The organism is Algibacillus agarilyticus (genome assembly GCF_003286125.1).
GTDB lineage: Bacteria > Pseudomonadota > Gammaproteobacteria > Enterobacterales > Alteromonadaceae > Algibacillus > Algibacillus agarilyticus.
Genome location: NZ_QMED01000021.1, coordinates 1 through 23,327 on the forward strand (window position 1 = coordinate 1; position 23,327 = coordinate 23,327).

Sequence of the window (23,327 nt, forward strand, 5' to 3'; positions counted from 1 at the left end):
TTGCGTAATAACATGATGCCGATCGCTTAATAACATCGATGGCGATCACAATTTCTCACGATTGTAGACCTGATAAAAATCTAACTGACGTGATCGGCTTCCGTCAATTTATTTCTTCTTTTTCTCATTGATTCTCCTTTTAATTCGATCTTGATCGCACTGTGAACAAGTCTATCTAAGATCGCATCAGCGTGTGTCGATTCTCCAATCATTTCATACCAACTGGTGACGGGAAGCTGACTGGTGATCATGGTCGATTTGAAGTCATATCTTGCATCGATAATCTCAAGTAAATCGCTACGTTGTTGGGCATTGAGTGGCTCAAGTCCCCAATCATCTAAGATCAGCAAGTCGCAGCTTTTGAGTTTGTTGATTAACTTTCGATAGCTACCATCTGCTTGCGCCATAAACAGCTTTTCCAGTAGTTCTTTTAAGCGGAAGTAGTAAACGCTATGTTCTTGCTGGCAATAATGATGACCCAGCGCGCAACTAAGGTATGTTTTGCCACAACCCGTTGCCCCCGTGATCAATAAGTTATGCTGTTGAGTTAACCATTCACCTTGTGCAAGGCTACGGATCTTATCTTGGCTTAACCCTCGCTCTGCTTGGTATTCTAGTTCTTGTAAGTTAGCTTTAATTCTAAATTTGGCTTGCCTGGTGAGGCGTTCAATACGCCGCTGCTCCCGTCCCGTAATTTCATAGTCCAGTAGCAAGCTTAATCGCTCTTCGAAGCTTTGTTCCATATAGAGATTAGACTGCTCTTTTTGTTGTAATAAGGCGGCTTTAACACCGCTAAGTTTTAATGTCGTTAACTGGTTTGATAATGTATTCATGTGAATATTCCTTAATGATAGTAGTCTTGACCGCGGATGTTTTGATGCTCAATGTCATTAAGCAAGTCTCTTTGTTCATTCGGTAGTGGCTGTTGTTCTAACCCTTTACTGAGCATATTGCTGATGGCCTTAAGGTGCGTCACTTTTGTCTGCAATGCTCTGGCACAAGCTGCATTCAGTCGTTCTGGTGAATATTGTTTGGCTAGGTTTAATAAGCCAAGGCAGCGACGGTAACTTTGCTCAGGGTGTTTACGCGATTGTAGGTAGAGTCTAACCAAGGACTCGGTATGTTTGCCGATTTGCGCCGCCCACCGTTCAAGTCGTTGTGGCGACCATTGTTGATGCTGACGATGCGCTTCGGGCATATGTTGTTCATTGGTGCTATGCCGGCCTACACCATAAGCTCTTGGGTGAATAGCCACCAGCTTATCTTGGTGGTAAATCTTCACTTGTTGGTCACCTATATGTGCTTCAAGCTTTTGTTTGACCAAGGAATACGGCACTGAGTAATAATGCTGTTCAACTTCTACATGGTAATCGATATGAACGCGTACCTTTTTAACGAAGGTATATTGATATGTGCTCTGTGGTAGCGGTTTTAAGGCGGGTTTATCAATGGCGGCAAACTGACTGGTTCGACTGCCAGGGTGCTTTTTCATTTTCCTGTTATTCATATCGTCAAGCAATTCTGCGATACGCTGGTTAAGTTGTTTCAAGCTGAAGAAGGTTTCATGGCGAAGGCGAGCCATGATCCAACGTTCAACAATTTGCACGCCTACTTCCGCTTTCGCTTTATCTTTGGGTTTATAAGGCCGAGCAGGAATAACCGTCGTATCATAATGCTCTGCTAATTGTTGATAAGTGGGGTTTAAATCTGGCTCATAGCGACAAGCTTTCGTTACGCCGCTTTTAAGGTTGTCCGGTATCACCAGTTCCGGCACGCCGCCGAGAAACTCGAAGCAGCGAACATGGCTCATTATCCAATCTTCTAACCCTTGTGATAGCGTGGCTTCAGCGTAGGTGTAATTCGACGCCCCCATGACCGCTACAAAGACTTGAGCCGTACGGTATTCACCTGTTTTGGGATTAACAATCGGTAGGGTTGGCCCGCAATAATCAACAAACAATTTTTCACCCGCTTTGTGGTGTTGGCGCATAGAAAGCCTTTGCGTTTTAAGCCAAGCTTTATATTGCCTGCAATAGTGATTGTAACTGTAATGCCCCTCTGGGTGTTGCTCTGCGTACTCTTGCCACAGCAGCAAAAGGGTCATGGTTTTACAGCTTAACGCTTGTTTGACCGTAGACCATTCGGGTAGCGAAAATTGTTTAGGTTTTGCCTTGGTATTGAAAAAGGCGTGCTTTAACGAGACATCATCCCATTTATCTTCTAAAGGCCATTGACTCAACCCTAGCTGAGCAGCTCGGTTCGCATAAGTCGAAACAGAAGATGGAGATATGGACAAGCTTTTGGCTATTTGACGATGCGTTAAGTTTGAACCGTATTTTAGTCGAAGTATTTCTTTAAGTTTTCTCATAGATATAGGTGCCGTTGGCATAGTTATCCCCATCGCAATTAAAACGATAAGAATAACGATTAAACACACCTACAATGCGTGAGAAATTTGATTAGGTAGCAAATAACATCAAGTCGATCACTCAATAACATTTTTGTTAAAAGTGATCGGCATCGATGTTATTGCATGATCGCGATGGATGTTATTAGCTGATCGGCATCAATGTTATTAGGTGATCGCGATGCATGAAAATATGCACGCTTTGCTTTTTGTTCGAGCTCTTGGTGTGTGCCGCTCCATTCTTTGCTGGCATTGGACGGAATTTTACAGCCATCAATGGCAAACATGTTGTGACCAATTAGATTTTCTTGTTCACAAATCATTAAGACTTGGGTAAACAACGGCTCGATATTGTCACTCATATTCGCGACAAAGCTGGCAATGGAAGTAAAGTGCGGTTGTGCATCACCCGATAATGCCATGAAGGTGATATTGGTTTGACAGGCTTGTGCAATTCGACGACTGGAGATATAACCACGAGAATAAGCAAACAAGATAATTTTGAGCATGATGGCTGGTGAATAGGCTGTCGCCCCACCTTTGTCATTTTTATAACGGGCATTAAACGAGGATAAGTCGAGGTTGTTATCAATAATATGGCTTAAGGCATATTCGAATGTACCCGGAACAATTTGCGCAGAGAAATCAACAGCGATAAATTGGTTTTGGTGTGAGTAGTCTGGCTTGTAGTTGGCCATGATTATAAGGTGTTGGCGAATAATAGTTATTAGATCACATGGGATCTTGCAACTCAATGTTTCTTTTCAACAATTTACAGATTAAACTGTTTTTATTTATTAAAGCTGAGATTGTTGTTTTTCTACAGTCTCGTTATATTTCATTTGAGGTTACTTAATATGAATAAATTAAGTGTTATTTTATCAATATTTTTAATAGCTAGTTGTGCATCTACTTATCAATCATCTGATGACTTAAATGCAGCAATTGTAGAAGTACTGACTCCTAAATCTAATTTAAAATTGTTTGCTGGTAGCTCAACGCAAAATACTAGAATAGGTGAAATTGATTCCAGTGGATGCTTATCTAATTTAGCAAAAGTTGAAATGGAATCATTTAGAAATGATGGTAAGTTGGCATTACCATCAGGTAAAGAGATCGGAATTTTAGTTTCAGCAACCCAAGATACAAAAGTTTGTGCAGTTAGCGCTGCTGTCACTCTTAAACCAAACGCTCAATACAAGGTGGTTTTTGATATGGGCTACAGAGGCTGCTCCTTCAATTTATTGAAACTTGATGGTAATAAAACTTCGAAAGTTGAATTTACCAAGCTTCGTCAAGGTGCTTTTTCTCACTGTAAAAGTTAAATATAACAAATAAGGATATGTGTCGCGCAGCCGACACATCATTCAAGTGTTGAAAAAGTCATGCGCGCAGTAGCCATTGGGTGGGATGGTTGCAGGTTCCCTCTTTATATAGTAAAAATCCCTGTGCTGTTTATCTGTAGTCATGTCTTGCATGGTTGTTAGTAATAGAAGTGCAGGAAATCGTGGAGAGGCTAAAACGACGTGCCAAGACAAAAAAGGTTGCAGTTAATGAATGTAGATAATGAAATAGTTTTAACACTCAGTACTTTTGAAAATACAGACCTGTCAGCAGTTGAGTCAATTCAACTGCAATTATTGGGTGATGGTGAATATAAAGTGATTCGAATTCCTGCAAAGCTATTTGGTTTCACTTACGGAGATATTATCAAAGACTATGGAACCCATTTTGAGATAAAGAAAAGAAGTGGCTTTATCGGTTGTAGAATCTACGGTTATAAAAATATCCAAGAATCTCGAATGCGAGAAATAAATAACTCAGTTAGAAATGAAGATGGCGTTTATGAAGAATTCGTAAATAGTAAAAAACAGTTTCTTTATTTAGTTGCATTTCCCGCAAGCCTAGGCTGGAATAAAATCCAACAATTTTGCGATGAAACCTTTGATGGGTTTTCTTGGGAGTATACAAATGTTTATGATCAAAACGGTGATTTTCTGGAGTGGTGGAAAGGAAAACGAGTATACTTAAAGTTAAGCCCTTCAAGGACCGTCATCGATGTGTAGTCGATTCGCTTATGTAATATCCAATTAAATCAAAGGCTTAAATGCGCCTGTCCTGCATGGTCTTACACGATTATTTGTACCACAAAGAATAGATATTTAAAAGGAAAGTATAAAACATACACCGTAGGTCGCCTCGAACGAAGTGAGGCGCGACATCAGAAAGTGAAGTGATAAACCAACCATAAAATGGTGGGATTCGCTCCGCTCATGCCACCCTACAAAAGTGTATTTTTATACACCTTACCGCGTTCGGTCACAACATAACCAAATCAACCGTTTAAACTTTTTCTTAGATAGCCTGTTCTCGATAGCTTTTAAAAGCTTAAATCAACCGATTAAAAAATAGCGAAGTAAAGACTGACCCTGCAGTTCGACATTGTCGTTCTGTCCGTTTTAAACCAAACACGCATTTTCAGGACTGTATTTATGTACAATTCCCGTTCTTTGCTCCCTGATTAAAGAAAATGCGCAAGATGTGCATTTTTACCTTTGATAAATTTTTATCTGCAAATAAACAATATAAATAGCAATGTGTTAGCGTATTTGTTAAAAATACAGAAAGTATAAAAGTGCGCGCGGATTTGGTAGAAAAATGCGCAAATCGCGCACGATTAAGCGTTAGGTGTTATGCACTATGACTGAGTTCTTACATAAATTTGCATGCTTTGATTGTCATGTAGCATTTAAGCGTCAAGCAATTGAAAATACATCGTCTGGCTCGGCTCATCAGTCTGATTCAGAAATTGTTCATATGTGTCCAAATTGCGGTCATCGCATGGTATTTATGGGTCGCAATTTTGCTACGCCACCGAAGTCAGACTCTTCAGCTTGGGCGGCAGCAAAGAGCCTATGGGAGGCTGGTTTTCGTTTTGTAGGTAGTGGTTATCACAGTGATCCTGCGTTACCTAAAAGTAAATCTGATGTTCCCATCTTCATTGAGCAAAACCCTAAACACAAGCAAAGGGTTGGCACTAAGCAGCAGTGGAAAAACTATGCATAACGAGGCTATAGTGCCGCGTCCGTTCCGGGCTGGACAAACTTTTCGGCGCTTGATTTTGTGGCGGAAAAGACGACCCAAAACAGTAACAGCCCTTCAAGGACAGTCATCGATGTGTAGTCGACTCTATTTTTAACATCTAATTAAATCAGAGGTTTACATGTTTCTGTCCAGCATGATCATTACTATTTACAGGCATTATGTTTGCGAGCTAGCATCTACTAACTCGCACATTTTGGGTTTCTTGCGGGACAGGCACTAATAAATCTATGGTTTTATTTTAATCCTTCAGTTAGGGTGTTAACGATGCCTGTCCCACGCGATTATTCCTTACCGCGTTCGGTAACAACATAACCAAATCAACCGTTTAAACTTTTTCTTAGATAGCCTGTCCTCGATAGCTTTTACCAAGCATAAAACTAGTTTAGTAAGAAAGAAATATGTAATTTATTCAATGGTTTACCCCGAGATTCGGGAAAAAACAAGCAATAGAGTTTGATTTAATCGGAGTGACCATGTATGCCCCTGATAATCTTCTTTAGTTCCAATATTCCTGTGTCTTATTGCTATATAAATACAACATATACAATAACGGAGATACACTCAATATAGTAATAAAGAGCACTCCAAATAAGCTAATATCCTTAGTTGCTAACGCTAATGAAAAGTATATGCAGTAAAGGACTACTAAAAAGTAAAAAATACTCCTCCAAGTTGAAGCATCAAAAAATGCTTTTTTACTAACGTATCCGTAAAACATGGTCGCCAGCAATAAGTTAAATATTATCTTTACGATCATCGAGACTTGAAAGTCTACGCTATAAAATATCGTTTCATAAATAACAAAGGAAAAATATAGTACTCCATACAACGTCAGGACTTTATCTTTTATACTTGGGATATTACCCATCATTGTCTTCCTTACGCTTTTCAATGTTATTCTTTTCAGCTGCAGTTGCCATTATACCTGATACTGCGCCAGCTATATAGCTAGCAGCCTTGACTTTTAAATTTGCTAACTTTTTACCATAATCAGTGGCAACATCCTCAACAACCAATCCAACAGACGTTCCAACAACAATACCAGATACAGCTGGAGAAACGGTCTGATCATCACTAGCATCGTTAGCCTGTAAAGTTGTGCCTGTTATAGCACTAGCAACACCCAGTAACCCTGGGATTTTACCTCCAAGCTCACTTAAAGCTTCCCCTAGTGTTGGTGTGTTATATTCTTGAATATTATTAGCTCCTGACTCTTCAGCCATGATCCCATCGACGGTTTGACGTACAGCCTTTCCTTTCGTCATCAAGGCTTCGGTATTATAATCTCTTCGACAAAAGAAACATTCGGATGACCTTCCATCAGGATCAACAAACTTATATGGATTATTATTCGCATAAGCATAACGATTAAAATTATGAACATTCGAATACCCAACAGGATCATTACTCAAAAACCTACCAATCACTGGATCATAGTATCGTGCCTGCATATACACTAAACCACTATCATCTTTCACATGGCCGGTATAACCAAGAGAATCGGCTTTAGCAGCGGGGGAATCTAATGGCAAACCATAGGGTAAGCTTTGATCTGTCCAAATTAAAGCACTGTTAGTTTGCTCTGGTTGCAAAACTTGGTTAAACGCATTGGTATTTGGATCGGCAGCGCTACCTTTACTCTCTACACGCGCTATCAGTGTACCACCTGCACGAATATAGTCAGTGTGCGTTTGATCTGTTTTATTATATTGAGTAACGAGTCCGGCCCCCAAGGTGTAGACCGAATAAGTTGTTTTACCATTGACTATTTTTTTTACTCTTTTTTTGTGGCCATCGTAGATAAAAGTACCTGAATGACCTTGGCTATTAATAGTCGTAGGTTGATTGAGGTAATCATAATTAAAAGCGTGTTTGTTATTATTTGTTACATTGCCTCTGTCATCATATTGATATACAGCAACACTACCGTTTACACTTGTACCGCTAACTCTATTTTTTTCTCCATTAATCCCGGAAAAATAAACTTCTGTATTAAATGGATTGCCACTAATACTGCGCTTTCTTAAATTACCGATAGGATCATAGGTATAATTTAATTCGCCTCCCCAAGACTGACTTGTTGCAGTGTCTAATCGGTTAAGTCCATCAAATGTATTTGTAATATTGCGGCTGTTATCTAATAGATTATCAATATGTGTGGTGTTTTTTCTGGCGTCATAAGTGTATTTCAAACTCATAGGTGAATCTTGCTCATTACTTAATAATGCTTGTCTAAATTCAGGTAACCCCCTATCATTTTGTGTTTGAAGAAACTCAATCCCGTTGCCATATTTAAAACTATTTATATCGCCATTAGCGTGATATAAAATATCTTGAGCATATAAAGTATTTTGTGAGCTAAGCTCAGCTTTAGATGGTTGGCCAGAAGTATTAGGAGAAAAATTAACCGTATCTCCTGAAGGGTATGTCATTGCGGTTAATCGACCATATGAATTAATATCATATTCTGTTTTAAAGTTGAGACCATCAATCGTTAAGGTCTCTTCATATCGCGTATTCCGATCATCATATTTGTAATTCCAAGATGCTATACCTCTTTGTAGTTTTTTTTAATTACCGTTGTAATCGTAGTCTCTATCAATGTTGGGGGTTTGTGAGTAGCCACTTTTAGCACTTGGGAAAATAGTTTTATCTAATTGGCCCATTTTAGTGTAAGTCATTTTAATAGATTGGTCTGGCCGATCTATTGCTAACTCAATACAATTAGTGTCTGATTGTCCTTCTTGATAAAAGTTAATTCTATCTAGTTCATCATAATCAAAAAGTTTTACACCGGTCTCAGGAATATATTGTCTACACAGTTTATCTCTACTGTTATAAGTAAAAGACTGTGTTTTACTTAATAATTCATTATTGTGCATACCTGATTGTGTTATTGCGCGTCGCAAACTAAATTGGTCATAACTCATGTGGGTTGTTACATTTTCAGGACTGTATACACTGGTTAGGTAACCATCATTGCTATTGCCAAATCCACTTTTCTTTGTGAGGGTTATGAATGTATCCGTGTTTTCGTCGGATGATAGAGTTGACTTAACGGTATTGCCTGATTCAAAAGTAAAATCAGTCTTGGTATTTGGATAAACGGTTTCTTTTATTTGAAGTGTTCGACCTAGCGCGTCATAAGTTGTTGATACACCGGCGGTTTCATCTTGATCAAATGAAGGGTTAGACTGAAATGTAGGCCGATTATTATGGTCATATTGGATTGATTTAAATACACTATTATTTTGAATTAATATAGGGCGTAAAAAATTGTCGTAAGTGGTTACTTTATTCCCCGTTGGCAACCCGGTGATAGTTTCTAAGACACCAAACTTGTTTTTGATATAAGTCACGCTGATTGGGGCTGCTGGCGCTGGCTTATTTATACTTTCGAGCCACCCAACGTCATCATAATCATAAGTTGTAATATTGCCGAGAGCGTTCTGTTGGCTTGTTAACCAACCGTTGTCATCGTATTCTGCATATACAAATTGTTCATCTGGCCGTTTTATCGTTTTAGCTTTGCCTTGTTTATAATTAGAATACTCGGTGGTTTGGCCTTTTGAGTTTTCAAAAGTTTTAAGTAAATTTTCATCAGTACCACTTAAATGGTAATGATATTTTCCCCAGATTGAGCCAAACCGTTTGTATTCTTTTAACCTTCCGTTGTCATCATATATCCAATTATCGTACTCTTTTCCATTAACTATTATTTTTTCGGGTAAATTGAGTATCCACTGTTTTTTTATGTGTTTATAGTTAATTTCTTCAACGATTTTGCCTTTACCATTTGTCCAAGTACCGTATAAAGCGCTATCATCATTTACATCACTAAACCTTGTAATTTTAGTCGGTTGACCATAACTGAAATCGCTAGAAAAAATGTCTTTATTATATTCATACTCCGTGTTGTATGTATCTGAAGTGTCATCGATATGATTGTGCATAATCATTGTTTTTGTTTTTAAATATGGCCTGTAAACCGCGGTGCCTTGTACTAACCAAGCCGCCCCGATATAGTCAGATGGTTGATAAATGTTATTAGTTGTGCTTAACGGATTATTGTTATTAAAGTCAGTTATATTTTGGAATATTTCTTTCTTTTCAACATTTCCATACGAGCTGCTATATTTTGCTCTATTTATCCAGTAACGGATTATTGTGCCATCAGGATTTGTAACTTTGTGCCATTTTAGTTTACCCGTTGTTATTTCTGTGCCAGTAATATACCCATCGTCAGGGACTGTTTCTGATCTCTCGGTTTGGTAATCATATAACCAGTGGTAACTAGCACCACTAGGCAGTTGTAAGCTTTTTCTAACCAATTTATAAGATAAAGTACCTTGTTTGCGCATACGATTAGCTGAATGATATTCAACATTGCAGTTTTTTAACCAAGTACCTAATGTTACTTTAACCCCTGAGTATAGTTGCCTAATCGGCTTGAATGTAAAATGACCAATTGTACCGTTAGGATGAGTAATTGTGGCAGTCCAAGTTTCCTCTTTACAGAACCATTCGTTAGCAATATCAGTATGTAATATATCTGCATTGGGGCTTGCCGCAGAATCTTGATCCGCCGATTGTGACCATATGGTGTTATCCGGTAATTTGAGTGACTTTTTGTCGCTTTCCCATATACGGTCATTAACGGTTATAGTACGCTTGTCATTTATTGCTTCACTTACTGTTATTTCTCTATTGTCACTGCTATATATTCTTTCAACTGTACCCTCACTGTCGTAATCATATTTAACCCAATTACCATATACATCTTCAATTTTTGATGCCTTCATATGAGCCATTTTATATTCATAATCATCGATAGAACGCCACCCCACCGAATCACCACTATATTGGCCTGTGTATGTTTCGTCGTAATCAGATAATTTTTTTTCTTGCAATGATAATTCTATATCTTGATAAAATAGTTTATCGAATGTATAGATATGCCCATTATTTGTAATTACTTTGAAGCCTTCACCTTGGTTGTTGCCAATTTCAGGAATACAACTAATGTGCCAATTGTTTGAAGTTGTATACATTGCCGCTGTGCTATTTGGATCTTGTAATAATTCATTTGTTTTATTACTAAATAGCACTGCTTGATTTTGACCACCTGGCGTTTGCATTGTTAATGGCCCGCTATGGGTTTTAGGCTCAATCATCATATAAGGGAAGCCAAACAGTGGATAAAATGAAGCGTCAGTATTGGTTGCACCTGGGCTCCACGTCACCCCGTTAGCTTTTGCTTTAACATATATTGGTGTGTATTGTGGTGTTCCGCTACAACGGTCTACGCCCCATAGTTCACCATGTTCAATTCTTGGGTCAATAAATCCATTGTGGTTATTTACTTCAGAGGCGCTTAATCCAAATCTACCAAATACTTTTGTCGATATACTTGGGGAATCAAATTCCCATCCATTTCTACCTTTTAGTATTTGCCCTAATGAAACGGGTAGGTTGGAATTACCTGGGATAGACGCTATTTGTCTATAAAAGCTGATATCCCCTGTGGTAATGTCAAAGCGATCACCAAGTAAACCTGTATTTAAACTTTTTAAACCTAATACTTTTTGTTCCGTTACATCGAGCAGCATATCTCTTACTTGTGTATTTTCTCGAATTTCATCAATATTCGCTTGTACGTAATTTGAAAGTATTAATGGTAAGATTATTAAAGCGGATCGTATGAACGACAGCATTGAAATTATTTTCATTTTTTTCCTATAACTCTTAATAATTTGTTAAGTAATTAAAAATATTAATTAGCCTTAATGTGTTTCAGCTACTGGCGTACCGAGTATATCCGTATGTATGTAGGTCACTTTTCTTACACTTGGTGTTGGTGGTATATATACAGCGCCTTCAACAACCTCTATTTGACTTGATTCAATTGTTGATCCACAGAAGCCCATAATGCAGTTACGAACATTTACTTTATAAATGCCTTTTTCACTTGGGGTATAACTTAGATCAATAGACGATGCTTGCATTGAATATACGTGTTGAGTGTCGACAACATTCCAAGAGCCTAAGTCTTCTTTTAAAATTTTTATTGTATATGCACTGTTTGCTGCGTTTAAAATATCGCCACTGATTTTGAAGCTGTTATTAATTGAAATGCGAGTTGAGTTAACCTGAAAATTTTCGGGAGGGATTGGGTTTACGATATTTACATAGGCATAACTAGTAGCATTACAATCAATAATATATGAGATCGAAGTTATTACGCAGCCCACTAGTTTATAATTATGATTAATATCTGTTTCAGCATTTAAAGTTACGAAACCATTCTGGTTTACCCAGCTATTTATTTGTTTATATTGACCATAAATGTAGTCGTATTTGTGTAACTCTACATATGCATACACGTTATTTACAGAAGGTGTATATGACCAACTTAATTGATAAGAATTTCCCACGCCAACAAAATATGGTGCACTGCTATATAAAGTATTGGCACTAATATTGAAAGCATATAAAAGTATCAAAAAACATTTAATCTTACTTAACATTACTATCCTAAATTAATCTATGTATATTGATTTTTGTTAACAGTTATCATGTAACGGTTTTCTTTATTGTCAACTTTATTTATAAGGGGGTTTTATTAGGGAATAAAGGTATTGTTTATCGTTGGCTGTCTATCACTCTTGTTTGTGAACTTTCGTATGTTCCGCAGCATGTTGCAGATCTTGAAAAAAGTTTCTATTTAGCGACTTCTGACGAACTTAAACAACAATGGCAAACATGGTTAAATGCGTGGCGCACCTTGGTTAATGCTGATAGCAATTCGGTAAAAATCAGTGAACAAATGAAACAAGTTAATCCAAAGTATACTTGCCGAGAATGGCGAGAATCGTAAAGGACACGCATTAATAAAAGACTCATCACCTTGGCTTATTAGGCATTAAAATTTAGAAAGGCGGCTCCCGATAATCGGAATGAAAATTTAGCAAACAAAATAACAAAACGGTGCGGTTCGCAAGCTCACTGCACCCTACCAACAAATCAGCTACACATTCACTGTTCATGCGTAATAATAAACAATATAAATTTTTCGTTTTGTGATTTACCTGGCAAATTAGTTTGCAGGCTATAAAGCCCGGCGCCTGAGGTAATGAGGCGCGTTTTCATATTAGGCCCACCAAACTCAATATGGGTTATTTGGGGTGTGATGTACATTTTATTGAGCCATCATCGAGGACATGTTTGCCCCAACTGTTAGCGCGAGTGCCACGAACGGCGAGTAACGTAAGTGGGCGGTTAACCGATGTGCAAGAATGGATTAGGAAAAATTGTTAAATCACACTTTTTTGCGCTTAAACCAATGAAAACCCGAATTAACAGCCTATACATTGTTTTGGTGGTGAGCGTGAATTACACAATTAATACTCTTGATCAAATTAAACCGATTCTTGTCGGGTTTAGAAAATCTAATGGGCTTTCTCAAAAAGCGCTGGCTGAAAAACTTGGCATCAGCCAACAAAGCTATCAAACGCTCGAAAGTGCACCACAAAAGGTGACAATAGAACGCTTGTTTAAGGTGCTTTCTATTTTGGGCGTAAAGTTACAATTTGTAGAAAAAAATAAATCGCTGGAAAATAGCCTACCTAATAATGAGCTCTCGCAGGATGAATGGTGATGGCCAAACGTTAACTTCGGGGTTGGGTCTTTACTTTTTTTCTTTTGTTAAAGGCCCTATCTTTAATTTACTCTGTTGAATGAGAACGAATTAACATAGCTCGACCACTTCGCATTGAATTGGCTGGTGCGTTTTATCTATTTAGAGCCTAGTGATTTTTTATTTATCCATTAGGCGATGTGTAAACGCGACAATTAAAAAATTAGCACAACATAACCCCAAAAAAACCAAAAAACCAAAAAACCAAAAAACCAAAAAACCAAAAAACCAAAAAACCAAAAAACCAAAAAACCAAAAAACCGTTGCGAGTTGCAAGCTCACCGCTCCCTACGCGTGAATGTGTGATTTGAGTTTAATCGAAAAAACAAGTTGCTGTTTTTGGTCATTATCGATTTTAGGTGATGTAAGCAGGGGAGGTTAATTTGAGGTTGGCGTTAAGTTTACACAAGGTTGCAAGATTTTATTATTTTGTTTCATAACCTAAATTTTTGCTCTTCTGGCTTAAAAAATCGCGACTTATTGAGCCCAATAAATTAGCATGGTATTGTTTTTATATTAATGTTTTTACGTTATTTACATTTGGTTTTTCGGTATTTAAATTAACCATGAATTAAGTTTACGACCTCTCTATAAAGTATATAAGTTTTAATAAAAGGAATATTAAATGCGCAAGGTTCATTTTGTTGGCGGTGAAAAAGGCGGGGTTGGTAAATCGATGACTTCTCGCGTTTTTGCTCAATATTGTATTGATAATGACCAACCTTTTTTAGGTTTTGATTGTGACTCGTCACACGGTACTTTTTCACGTTTTTATAACGAATTTGCGTCGCCGGTTATTTTAGGTGAAGAAGATAGCTTAGATAAAATGCTAACGTCGGTTGATGAAAACCCCAAACACGATTTAATCATTGATTTAGCGGCTCAAGCGGCGCAACCACTAGAGAAATGGATCGACGAAACCGATGTTTTAGGTCTATTTGAAGAGCTTGAGTATCAAGTTTATATGTGGCATGTAATGGACGATGGTGCTGATTCTGTTCATTTGTTAGACAAGTTGTTAACACGCTACGAAGCAAGTGCCGTGAAATTTGTGATTGTGCAAAATTTTGGTCGGGGTACTAACTTTAGTCAGTTACAAAAATCTCAAGCGTATGCCAAAGCGGTTGCTCGTGGCGCTATTATTTTGGAACTGCCTAAGTTACAAACTAAATTGACGCAAAAAATTGATTTTGAAAACACCAGCTTTTGGGCGGTCGCCAATAATAAAAGCATTATGAATATCGCAGAACGCCAACGCATGAAAGTTTGGCTTCGTAATGTATATAAACAGTTTGATTTGATTTAATTCAATTAAAAACCCCAATGTGTGCTGCAAGGATGCGGCGCAGGGTGTAAAAAAATCGCGATTATTGCTCAGCTTCTTTGATCTGTTTTTCAATTTTTGCTTTTTACTGATTTTAACTAACCTACCTTTAAAATATTCACAAATTCTGCATCTGAATACGACTTAAGTATATAATAAATACAGAACGCGATATTTGATGTTTTATTGGCAGCGACAGACCTTGTCATGCTTAATTATTCACGCTCACTACTCGCCTTATTTTAATCAGGAGTACAACCGTTAATTGATACGGTTATACCTGCGCCTATAGGAACACCATGAATAATATTTGTATATATCATAAAAGCTGTGCAGACGGCTTTGGTGCTGCTTTGTCAGTTAAAGTTTATTTAGACAAGCTGCAACAAGAATGTGAATTTTTACCTGCATTTCATGGTGATGAAGCACCGGATGTAACCGGAAAAAACGTGTATATAGTTGATTTTGCTTATCCTCGTGACGTGCTTATTCGGATGAGTGAGCAAGCTGAATCTATTATTGTGCTTGATCATCATAAAACCGCCGAAGCCGATTTAGTTGGTTTGCCTTTCTGTGAATTTGATATGAGTAAATCGGGTGCCATGATGGCATGGGAAAAATTTGGCAATGCAGATGAAGTCCCTGATTTGATCCGCTATATCCAAGATCGTGATTTATGGACATGGGCATTGCCCATGAGTAAAGCGTATTCAGCTGCATTACAACTTAAATCGATGGACTTTGAAATTTGGGAGCCTTTGCTCGACAACGCTAAAACGGCCGAATTGTGTGCAGAAGGTGAAGTGATTGAAGCTTATCAGCAAGCCAAAGTTAAACGTGCTTTAAAACAAGATATTGAAATGGTAACGATTGCCGGTCATCAAGTGCCTTGCATTAATACAACTCATTTGATCAGTGAAATTGGTAACGAGCTCGCCAAAGGTCATCCGTTTGCGGCTATGTTTTTTGATACAGCGGATAAGCGGGTTTATTCGTTACGCTCGGCTGAAGATGGTATTGATGTGGCGCTTATTGCAAAGCAGTTTGGCGGTGGTGGGCATTTTCACGCGGCGGGTTTTTCGGTGGCTAAACCGGCTCATCACTTTAACCCTAGTAACGATTAGAAATTAAATTTTTGATGTAAAGATTTATTTGTTCGTCATTAATTTCAACTCAGTTTAATTAGATGTATACCGCTGATCGCCTTTGGTTAGCTGTTTGTTTTTTTCTCTCTATGATTTGATTGGAAACGATTTTTACACGACGCTTATTTTGATGTTTTGAGTGTGATTAATTTAGTTGGTGAAAACAAACTCTTACCGGTCTCTTTATTTAAACTGAGTTTATTTTTTTGTTTTAATGTATTGAGTGCTTGGTTAATCGACTGGCAAAGTTCAATGCCTTTTTTTGTGTTAGCACAAACATAAAAGCTTTCAAGCACAGCGACTGGCTTATTCAAATCATATTTAATTTGATGATTCAAATCCATTTTTTTTACGGCTAACACGGTGCCGGGAAAACCACCGATCACACCTGAAATTCGTTTATTTAATAATAAGTTGATATTCACCATATCGTTTTCATGATAAACCAGTTTTAGCTGAGTATTTGATTTGATTTTTTCTCCGTAAGAAAATCCGCGCACAGCGCCTAAAATGTAGTGCTCAAAATCGGATATATGCGATAGCTGAGAATTTTTTAAGGTAAATAAAATAATGCGTTTATAAAAGATAGGATCAGAGACAATATACTGATCTTTATTGCCGGGTAATTGTTCCCATAATTCAGGAAAATAGGCATCTAAAGCCCCTGTTTTAATTCCGTTTTTAGCACGGTTTAAAGAAGAAATATTGAGGGTATGTTTTTTATTTATTTCTGAAAATATGGCATCATTTAATTGATTAAATAAACCGCTTCCATCATTTTTAATTAAGCCCGGCGTTAAATAACTGCCTATTTTGACCGTACCGTCAGCCTGGTTTGCTAACGAAGTCGGAACGAAAATTAACTGCCAACTCAATAACATCCCTAAAAATGACAAATGACTTTTGCTCATTGAGTATTTACACAAATAGATAATTCCTCATTTAGTGTTTTGATTAGCAGTCTGACAACTCTAACATTGTCATCCTTAAGGGGTATTCATTAATCATTATAGTTGCTGATTAATCGAAGCGCTAAGCGGTGTGAGCGCATTATTATCAATGATTTTTTATACTATTAATAGCAAGCGTTTGAAACTCACTTTCTATATCAATTCGGGTTTAATTACCTTAAACTTCGCGGCTTCATTTTTCTTGTCTATGTTTTTGCTTATTATGCCTGCCATTTTTACGTCTACTTCTGCTTTTCAATTTATTCTTCTGAGTATATTAACGGGGTTAATTGGTGCCTTTATCTATCCGTTATTGAGTTATTTTTTAGTGGAGCAACTTAAGGTAGAACCAATCTATATTGGGGTTTATATGGTGTTGGTTACGTTATCAGGCTTAGCCATTAGTCAATATTTAGGCCGATTAGCTGATCAAGGTTACAGTGCCCGAAAAATGTATATTTTAGCGAATAGCGGCATCATTTTAGCTTTGTTGGTTTATATGAACACCAATTTATTTGCGGTGGTACTTTTAGCGGGTGTTTTTTTTATGGCGTTTGGTAATGCGAGTGTGCCTCAAATGTTGACCTTAAGCCGGCAATGGACACAAGATAAGCCGGTTGATATTACACAATTTAATGCGCGAATAAGAGCCGGTATTTCGTTTGCTTGGATGATAGGGCCACCACTGGGGTTTACCCTCGTGGCATACATTGGGTTTACTGCAACGTTTAGTATGGCTGTTTTAGTTGCCTGTATCGGCATTATGTTTGTGGCTTTGTGTATTCCTGAACAACCCGCTGCGAATAAACCGATAACAAACGAGCCACCCACTAAAGCCCCATTATCATTTTGGTTTCTTGCTTTAGCCATTGTGATGGGGTCGATGGGTAATAATATGTACACTTCCGCTTTACCTTTATATACGATTAATGAACTTGCTTTGCCGCGTTATACACCTGGTGTGTTGATGGGGCTGGTTGCTGGGCTTGAAATACCGATTATGTTGTGGTCTAGCCGGTTGTGCCAACGATTTAGCAAAACACATATTATGTTAGCCGCGTTTTGTTTTGGCTGTGTGTTTTATATCGGTGTTTTTAATGCAACAACGTTTGCGGTTTTGTTAGCTTTACAAGTTGTAAATGCCTTATTTTACGGGTTATTTGCAGGGGTTGGTTTAACACTTATGCAAGAGCAATTACCTGCTCGTATTGGTTTTACATCGGCGGTGTATTCAAATGGTTTTAAAATTGGGGTAATGGTTGGGGCAAGCTGTATGGGCGTTATTGCTCAATATTTTAGTTTTAGATATGCATTATTAGGCGCGGCGGCCGCTTCGGCTTTAGGCGCGGTATTTTTAGGCTTATTTTTAAATCATAACGCTTGCTCTCAATGTAAATTATCGCAAGATGCACTTTGAAGTGGTGAAGGGTATAATCACGATTAATGAGCAAAACCAATATAGACAATGAGATGAGTGAATTACTAAACAACGATGTGTTTTTGGTTAAAGAGCATGTTGGGCTTTTTAAAGCTGCTAACAATTTTGATATTTATGATCCCACAAGTGGTGAGATCATCATGGAATGCCGTGAGCCCACTTTAGGTTTTATCACGAAGCTACTGCGTTTTACCGACTTTAAAAAAATGACGCCTTTTGATATACAAATTCGTACGCCAGACGGCGATCGAATTGTGCGTATCAAACGTGATATTTCAATTTTCTTATCAAAAATTGAAGTGCGGGATCATGAAAACAAACTCATCGGCGGATTTAAACAAAAATTGTTCTCGATTGGTGGCAAGTTCGATGTATTAGATCCAAACGATAACGTGGTATGTGAATTAGCAGGGCAATGGACCGGTTGGAATTTTTCGTTTAAACAAGGCGAAACAGAACTCGCAAATGTGTCTAAAGAATGGGCCGGAATAGGGCGAGAGCTGTTTACCAGTGCTGATAATTATGTTTTAACTATATCAAATGCCGTACCGCAAAATGATGATACCCGTAAATTAATTTTGGCTGCGGTTATGTGCATTGATATGGTTTTAAAAGAATAATTGTTATTTTTTATTTAAGTTATAGGTTGAGTTAACGTTTTTGGAGTTTCAATGTTAAATGCTTTTCGGTTAGTGAGTCTGTTAGAAGGTTTGTCTTATCTGCTTATTTTAAGTGTTACGTTAGGGTTGATCAGTCGAGATTTTGTGAGTGTGTTAGGTATAGGGCATGGTGTCTTATTTATGGTTTATTTAGCGCTATCGTTAATGGTTTCGGGTAAAAAATCATGGCCTATTATGGGATGGCTAGCGTTGTTTGTTGCTTCTTTGATCCCGTTTGCCTTTATTTTGGTTGAAATTTATTTGAGAAAATTAGACCGTAAAAGTGCAATGACAGCTCAACCTGCTGGTACCGCGTAAATTTAAATTTTTTAATCAAAACCATGCAAGCTAATGATTTAGCTATGCATGGTTTTTAGCACCGCTTTATTTAAATATTTTCTCGGTGCCTGCTTTTCTTAACTCATTAAACAGCTTTATATCCCACGGTCGCATCGCGATCATTAAGCTCGTGCCAAATTTATGGGTTAAATCTTCTTTGCTATCAGATTGGTGTAAATCATCAAAAAAACAGCCTAGCTTTTTTATTTGTCGTTGCATTTCATCATTTGATTGTTTGGTTAACATGCCCGAATTAAATAATTTTATTTCGCCTGGCGATGTAAAGTGACAATTGAAGAATGCGTGTTCGATATGTTTTTCAAAAAATTGTTGTATCGGTCCATTAGGTAACCATGTGAAATTACGGCTTATTTTTAGTCTAACTCGCTCACCGGGTAAATATTCGATCACATTCATGCGATCTAACTGGGCGAGCAGTTGTGTCATTTTAACGCTGTCGATTTGGTAATGACTTAATATTTGATTAACCGACCATTTATTAATGAGTAAATGAGCGGTTAATAAAAGGGGGATATCAGCCACTAATTTTTCTTCATGTTCAATACTGAGTTTGTCGGTAGATAATTGCGTTGCTTGCATTATTTCGACTAAATCAGAAAAATCTAGATTGATCAGCGAGCAAATATTTTGTAATCGTGACAGCGAAAAATCATAGGTTGAAAATAAACGTTTGATGCTGCCTTCGCTCAGCGACAAATGCGCTGCGATGTCTTTGTAAGCCACACCTTGTTTTTTTAATTCACTTTTAAGCACTTCTATTAACAACTTATCTTGATTCATTTTGGCGTTGGGTAATGTATTTTGTTACTTAATGTAGCTTAATTTATGACTTAAGTGAAATGAGTATCATAAATCACTCGGTTTTGTCATCTTAAAACACGACACATTAACGGAGAAAAATGATGAATCAAGCTTGGGTACATAAATTAAAAAATAGATTAAAAGAAGGCGACATTTTGTTTATTTCTATCCCTAATTTTTTATATAAAGCGATAGAAAAAGGTACTCAGTCACCTACTTCACATGTAGGGATCGCCATTAAAGTTGATAACCAATGGATGGTGGCCGAGAGCAAAGTGCCATTTAGTTGCATTTCAACATTAGCCGATTTTGTGGCGCGTTCAGACAATAACTGGTTGTCGGTTAAACGTTATAAAGGCGATTTAAATGCGCAACAAATACAGAAAATCAAACAAACCTGTCATCAACACTTGGGGCGTCTGTATAACTTTGGGTTTATTTTTGATTCAAACCAACAGTTTTGCTCAAAATTTGTTTATCAGGTTTTTAGGCAAGCAACCGGTATTAAAGTCGGAGAGGTTGAATCATTTTCGGCTTTGCTTACTAAAAGCCCTGATGGATTAACGCTATTTTGGTGGCTTTGGTTTTGTGGTTTTGTGCCGCTTAATGCCAATACCATTACACCTTATAGCCAGTGGATTGATCCAAAATTTAGTGAGGTGTTATTCAATGCATAACGCTGAACAAATAACGCTTGATTCAAAAGTGGATTGGGAAAAATCTCGGTATTATCATTTTTTACAAGTTTGCACGCGAGAGGAGTTACTGCGCTCTCAAGTTCCGTTTTATCAGGCCGTGGCGTCTTTTTCACAATTATTACTTAAACTAGCGAGTCAAATTAGTGATATTAATGCTCGTCTTTTAATCATTGAAAATATATGGGAAGAACATGGGTGCGGCGATGCAAACCAATTCCATACGTCTACTTTTCGGCAGCATTTAGATGCCTTAGGTTTTGATGGAGAAATGCAACAGAACCCATTTGTTGAGCAATGGCTTAATGAGTTGTTTGCGCTTAATTCATTGTCTGAACAATTTCATGCACTAGCGGCTATCGAATGTTTATATGCCATTATTGCTGATGACATTGCGGCCAGATTAAATTCAATGACGTTATTAGCTAAACAAACACATTATAGCCTGCACAGTGAAATAGATTTATCGCATGGGGCTGAATTATTAATGTCGATGAAACAATGCGGTATCAAATTTGAGGCCGATTTATTTAAACAAGCCCAATGGCGATTCATAGAGTTGTTTTCTGCTTTGGTTATGGTAACTGATCATGAGTTGGATAAGGTTAAAGAGACTACGCCTATTGCCTTTTATCACTCACGAGAATCATGCAATGTAATTGATCAGGTTGTATCGGCTTGCTGCGCTGAAGAGCTTAACGTGTTAACGACTTGCTCTGGTGGTGAAAACCCGATGCATTACCTGTCAATAGCGAAAGTGGCTAAGGTTACTGCTTTTGATTTAAATGAGCATCAGTTAGCATTATGTCGGCAAAAGTTAAACGGAAATGTTCAGTTTGAAAGTGGCCGTTTTGAATTTATCTTTGCTTGGGTTCGTGCTTTTTTTATTAATAGCCAGCAACAAAATAGAATGAAAGAAACCTATTTAGCTCAACCTGAATTATTAAAATATGTGATTGAGCTTGCTTTTGACGATCGCGTGTTAAATGCATTATTTACTGAACAAGCAACACAATATTCTTCGGTCTCATTTCATTCATACTTCAAACATGTTTATGCACAGATGTTAAATGAAGCAATTAATAACAAATGCGTACATCCTAATACGCTTAATGTTTTGTTTGGTGATTTGATCTATAACGCTGATTTAAACAAGGACCTAGCCAGTAAAAAACTGAGTCTCGTTCATGCAACAGCTCAAGTCGCGATCCAACAGGATTTATTTGATATTATCGATTTATCAAATATTGGTGATTGGATGCCATTTTCTACTTTTAATGCGTTAGTAAAACGTGCTTTGTTGCAACTTAAAAGCGGCGGAAAATTAATTTTGAGGCGGTTAATCGGTGATTATAAACTGATTGATCTACCCTATTCGAGCATACGTGTATTAAACGACAACACGGGTTTTTATTCTGAAACAGTGGTGATCAGCAAATGAAAACGCGCTTAATTTTAGATACCCATGCTCATCAAGTTTCAAATCAATTGCAAGCATTTGAAAAGTCATTCACGTATCCGTTAGGGCAAAAAACATTTTATATTGCTCATGGTGATAGCGATCATAGCTATTTCTCTTTTTTTGACGCATTAGGAAAACGATACACGTTTGTTATCGAAGGCATGCAGCAAGGTACGCAACGTATACAAGGTACGGGTTGTGCCATATTAAGGTGTGTGCAAAACCAAAAAACACAAAAATTTTGGTATTTATGTGATTTTAAATTGCATAAATCAATTCGTAAAAGCCGTGCTTTGTGGTTGTTATTAATTAAGTACCTAGTTCGATTTTATCTTGAAACTAGTGATATTGTCGCCGTTAATATGTCGCCACCTGACAAAAACAAATTGGTTAAGAAAATTTCGACTTATCTGTTTTTTAAAAAACTTAAAGTAACCCCTTTTTATCTTTATGAATGGTCAGTCGAAGACTGCAAAAAGGTGATGAGCGATATGCCCGAATTAGCCTATGATTATGGTTTTTATACTAATGCCAATAACAAGGACATTATTATTGATGGTCAAGTACAACCTATTTACCATTTAGTTGCTAAGCAACATGCACATTATAATTTAACTCAACACTCGGCATTTTCATTTGCCGATATTATGAATAAATCGAACATTGTTAACCCAATAATGATGCTAGGCACAACTGATAATCAATTATTTAATAACATGAAAGATCATCAAATAGTGCCAAGCAGTGTTGGCACCGTGATCAGTTCTGCACAAATTGATGTGGCAGACCTTAAGCTCTCCAGTTTAGAAGTTTAACTTTTATACTGTTTAATACCAATCCGTAATAATATGAGTGTGATTGGCTTATTCACGTATTACGTATGGCAAAGGGAGTATTGAATGACTATAGAAAAAGCCCTTGCGTGGGCTAAATTTATTGGGTGTGCATTTTTAGCCGGTTTTGGTGTGGTGGTTGCTGCTTATGGTTTATTATTAATGTCATTGGCTTTTTATCACACGCAGTCATTTAATCTAGGTGCATTAATGGTTGTTGCAGCCGGATTTGTTTGTGTATTGTTGGCTATTTTGCTAGCACGACACAGAGCAAGATAAATAAAGCACTCATTAACCTTAATTGAATTTCATTATTTGGGGGCGCGTTTTGACTTTTCTTGCGCATTTTTTCTATATAGTGAGACTAGCAATCACCATTTCTCGCATAATATTTTAATTTATAAAAGAACTTTGGTATTTATATATGATTTATAATGGTTGGTTTTTATCTT

General features: G+C 37.4%; 21 protein-coding genes and 1 pseudogene. 14 read left to right on the forward strand and 8 right to left on the reverse strand.

Annotation, left to right across the window (positions count from 1 at the left end; all coding sequences use genetic code 11):
• Window positions 1-80: 80 nt before the first annotated feature.
• From istB to DPX34_RS15145, 3 genes and pseudogenes are all read right to left on the reverse strand, one after another.
• Window positions 81-833 (reverse strand): IS21-like element helper ATPase IstB, encoded by a 753-nt coding sequence (istB, locus tag DPX34_RS15135; protein ID WP_111979296.1) that lies wholly within the window; start codon window positions 831-833, stop codon window positions 81-83.
• Window positions 834-844: 11 nt separating this feature from the next.
• Window positions 845-2,389, reverse strand: a complete 1,545-nt coding sequence (gene istA, locus DPX34_RS15140) for an IS21 family transposase (RefSeq protein WP_111979360.1) — start codon at window positions 2,387-2,389, stop codon at window positions 845-847.
• A gap of 224 nt (window positions 2,390-2,613) precedes the next feature.
• Window positions 2,614-3,105: pseudogene (locus DPX34_RS15145) on the reverse strand (transposase); the annotation flags it as partial.
• 159 nt (window positions 3,106-3,264) lie between these two features.
• Here DPX34_RS15145 and DPX34_RS15150 point away from each other — a divergent pair.
• From DPX34_RS15150 to DPX34_RS15160, 3 genes are all read left to right on the forward strand, one after another.
• Entirely contained in the window at window positions 3,265-3,732 is a 468-nt protein-coding gene (locus DPX34_RS15150; protein WP_111979297.1) for a hypothetical protein, read from the forward strand.
• Window positions 3,733-3,960: 228 nt separating this feature from the next.
• Window positions 3,961-4,473: a hypothetical protein gene (locus DPX34_RS15155; protein ID WP_111979298.1), complete on the forward strand. Its 513-nt coding sequence runs from the start codon at window positions 3,961-3,963 to the stop codon at window positions 4,471-4,473.
• A 634-nt stretch (window positions 4,474-5,107) separates the two neighbouring features.
• Complete coding sequence (locus tag DPX34_RS15160) at window positions 5,108-5,473, forward strand: hypothetical protein (protein WP_111979299.1); 366 nt, start codon at window positions 5,108-5,110, stop codon at window positions 5,471-5,473.
• 899 nt (window positions 5,474-6,372) lie between these two features.
• Here DPX34_RS15160 and DPX34_RS22055 read toward each other — a convergent pair.
• The 3 genes from DPX34_RS22055 to DPX34_RS15180 form a co-directional block, all read right to left on the reverse strand.
• Window positions 6,373-7,944 (reverse strand): RHS repeat-associated core domain-containing protein, encoded by a 1,572-nt coding sequence (locus tag DPX34_RS22055; protein ID WP_111979301.1) that lies wholly within the window; start codon window positions 7,942-7,944, stop codon window positions 6,373-6,375.
• Window positions 7,945-8,082: 138 nt separating this feature from the next.
• Complete coding sequence (locus DPX34_RS15175) at window positions 8,083-11,241, reverse strand: RHS repeat domain-containing protein (protein WP_111979302.1); 3,159 nt, start codon at window positions 11,239-11,241, stop codon at window positions 8,083-8,085.
• A gap of 54 nt (window positions 11,242-11,295) precedes the next feature.
• The gene (locus DPX34_RS15180) at window positions 11,296-12,039 is read right to left on the reverse strand and encodes a hypothetical protein (RefSeq protein WP_111979303.1); all 744 of its coding nucleotides are present in this window, start codon (window positions 12,037-12,039) and stop codon (window positions 11,296-11,298) included.
• A gap of 26 nt (window positions 12,040-12,065) precedes the next feature.
• Between DPX34_RS15180 and DPX34_RS15185 the strand changes: the two genes are divergently transcribed.
• From DPX34_RS15185 to DPX34_RS15200, 4 genes are all read left to right on the forward strand, one after another.
• Window positions 12,066-12,389, forward strand: a complete 324-nt coding sequence (locus DPX34_RS15185) for a hypothetical protein (RefSeq protein ID WP_111979304.1) — start codon at window positions 12,066-12,068, stop codon at window positions 12,387-12,389.
• Between the two features lie 510 nt (window positions 12,390-12,899).
• Window positions 12,900-13,169: a helix-turn-helix domain-containing protein gene (locus DPX34_RS15190; RefSeq protein ID WP_157964746.1), complete on the forward strand. Its 270-nt coding sequence runs from the start codon at window positions 12,900-12,902 to the stop codon at window positions 13,167-13,169.
• 664 nt (window positions 13,170-13,833) lie between these two features.
• Window positions 13,834-14,514, forward strand: a complete 681-nt coding sequence (locus tag DPX34_RS15195; protein WP_111979306.1) for a P-loop NTPase family protein — start codon at window positions 13,834-13,836, stop codon at window positions 14,512-14,514.
• A gap of 317 nt (window positions 14,515-14,831) precedes the next feature.
• Window positions 14,832-15,656, forward strand: coding sequence for a DHHA1 domain-containing protein (locus DPX34_RS15200; RefSeq protein ID WP_111979307.1), 825 nt, complete (start codon window positions 14,832-14,834; stop codon window positions 15,654-15,656).
• 143 nt (window positions 15,657-15,799) lie between these two features.
• Here DPX34_RS15200 and DPX34_RS15205 read toward each other — a convergent pair whose 3' ends face one another.
• Window positions 15,800-16,588 carry a transporter substrate-binding domain-containing protein gene (locus tag DPX34_RS15205; RefSeq protein WP_111979308.1) on the reverse strand — a complete coding sequence of 263 codons (789 nt, stop codon included), beginning with the start codon at window positions 16,586-16,588 and terminating at the stop codon, window positions 15,800-15,802.
• A gap of 178 nt (window positions 16,589-16,766) precedes the next feature.
• On the opposite strand from DPX34_RS15205, the gene DPX34_RS15210 reads away from it, so the two are divergent.
• The 3 genes from DPX34_RS15210 to DPX34_RS15220 are packed head-to-tail and all read left to right on the forward strand — an operon-like array spanning window position 16,767 to window position 19,042.
• On the forward strand, window positions 16,767-18,044 hold the full coding sequence (locus DPX34_RS15210) for a sugar efflux transporter (protein ID WP_157964747.1): 1,278 nt from the start codon (window positions 16,767-16,769) through the stop codon (window positions 18,042-18,044).
• A 26-nt stretch (window positions 18,045-18,070) separates the two neighbouring features.
• Window positions 18,071-18,685: an LURP-one-related family protein gene (locus tag DPX34_RS15215; RefSeq protein WP_232824761.1), complete on the forward strand. Its 615-nt coding sequence runs from the start codon at window positions 18,071-18,073 to the stop codon at window positions 18,683-18,685.
• Window positions 18,686-18,736: 51 nt separating this feature from the next.
• A complete protein-coding gene (locus tag DPX34_RS15220; protein WP_111979310.1) occupies window positions 18,737-19,042 on the forward strand; it encodes a DUF3817 domain-containing protein in 306 nt (101 codons plus the stop codon).
• 66 nt (window positions 19,043-19,108) lie between these two features.
• On the opposite strand, the gene DPX34_RS15225 is transcribed toward DPX34_RS15220, so the two are convergent.
• Window positions 19,109-19,864, reverse strand: a complete 756-nt coding sequence (locus tag DPX34_RS15225) for a helix-turn-helix domain-containing protein (protein WP_111979311.1) — start codon at window positions 19,862-19,864, stop codon at window positions 19,109-19,111.
• Window positions 19,865-19,983: 119 nt separating this feature from the next.
• On the opposite strand from DPX34_RS15225, the gene DPX34_RS15230 reads away from it, so the two are divergent.
• The 4 genes from DPX34_RS15230 to DPX34_RS15245 all read left to right on the forward strand — a co-directional run bounded on the left by DPX34_RS15230 (window position 19,984) and on the right by DPX34_RS15245 (window position 23,154).
• Window positions 19,984-20,562 carry a YiiX/YebB-like N1pC/P60 family cysteine hydrolase gene (locus DPX34_RS15230; RefSeq protein ID WP_111979312.1) on the forward strand — a complete coding sequence of 193 codons (579 nt, stop codon included), beginning with the start codon at window positions 19,984-19,986 and terminating at the stop codon, window positions 20,560-20,562.
• Window positions 20,555-22,021: an iron-containing redox enzyme family protein gene (locus DPX34_RS15235; protein WP_157964748.1), complete on the forward strand. Its 1,467-nt coding sequence runs from the start codon at window positions 20,555-20,557 to the stop codon at window positions 22,019-22,021. The genes DPX34_RS15230 and DPX34_RS15235 overlap by 8 nt, the downstream gene beginning before the upstream one ends.
• Window positions 22,018-22,857: a hypothetical protein gene (locus DPX34_RS15240; protein WP_111979314.1), complete on the forward strand. Its 840-nt coding sequence runs from the start codon at window positions 22,018-22,020 to the stop codon at window positions 22,855-22,857. Before DPX34_RS15235 ends, DPX34_RS15240 begins: the two co-directional genes overlap by 4 nt.
• Before the next feature lie 84 nt (window positions 22,858-22,941).
• Window positions 22,942-23,154, forward strand: coding sequence for a hypothetical protein (locus DPX34_RS15245; protein ID WP_111979315.1), 213 nt, complete (start codon window positions 22,942-22,944; stop codon window positions 23,152-23,154).
• The last annotated feature ends 173 nt before the right edge of the window (window positions 23,155-23,327 follow it).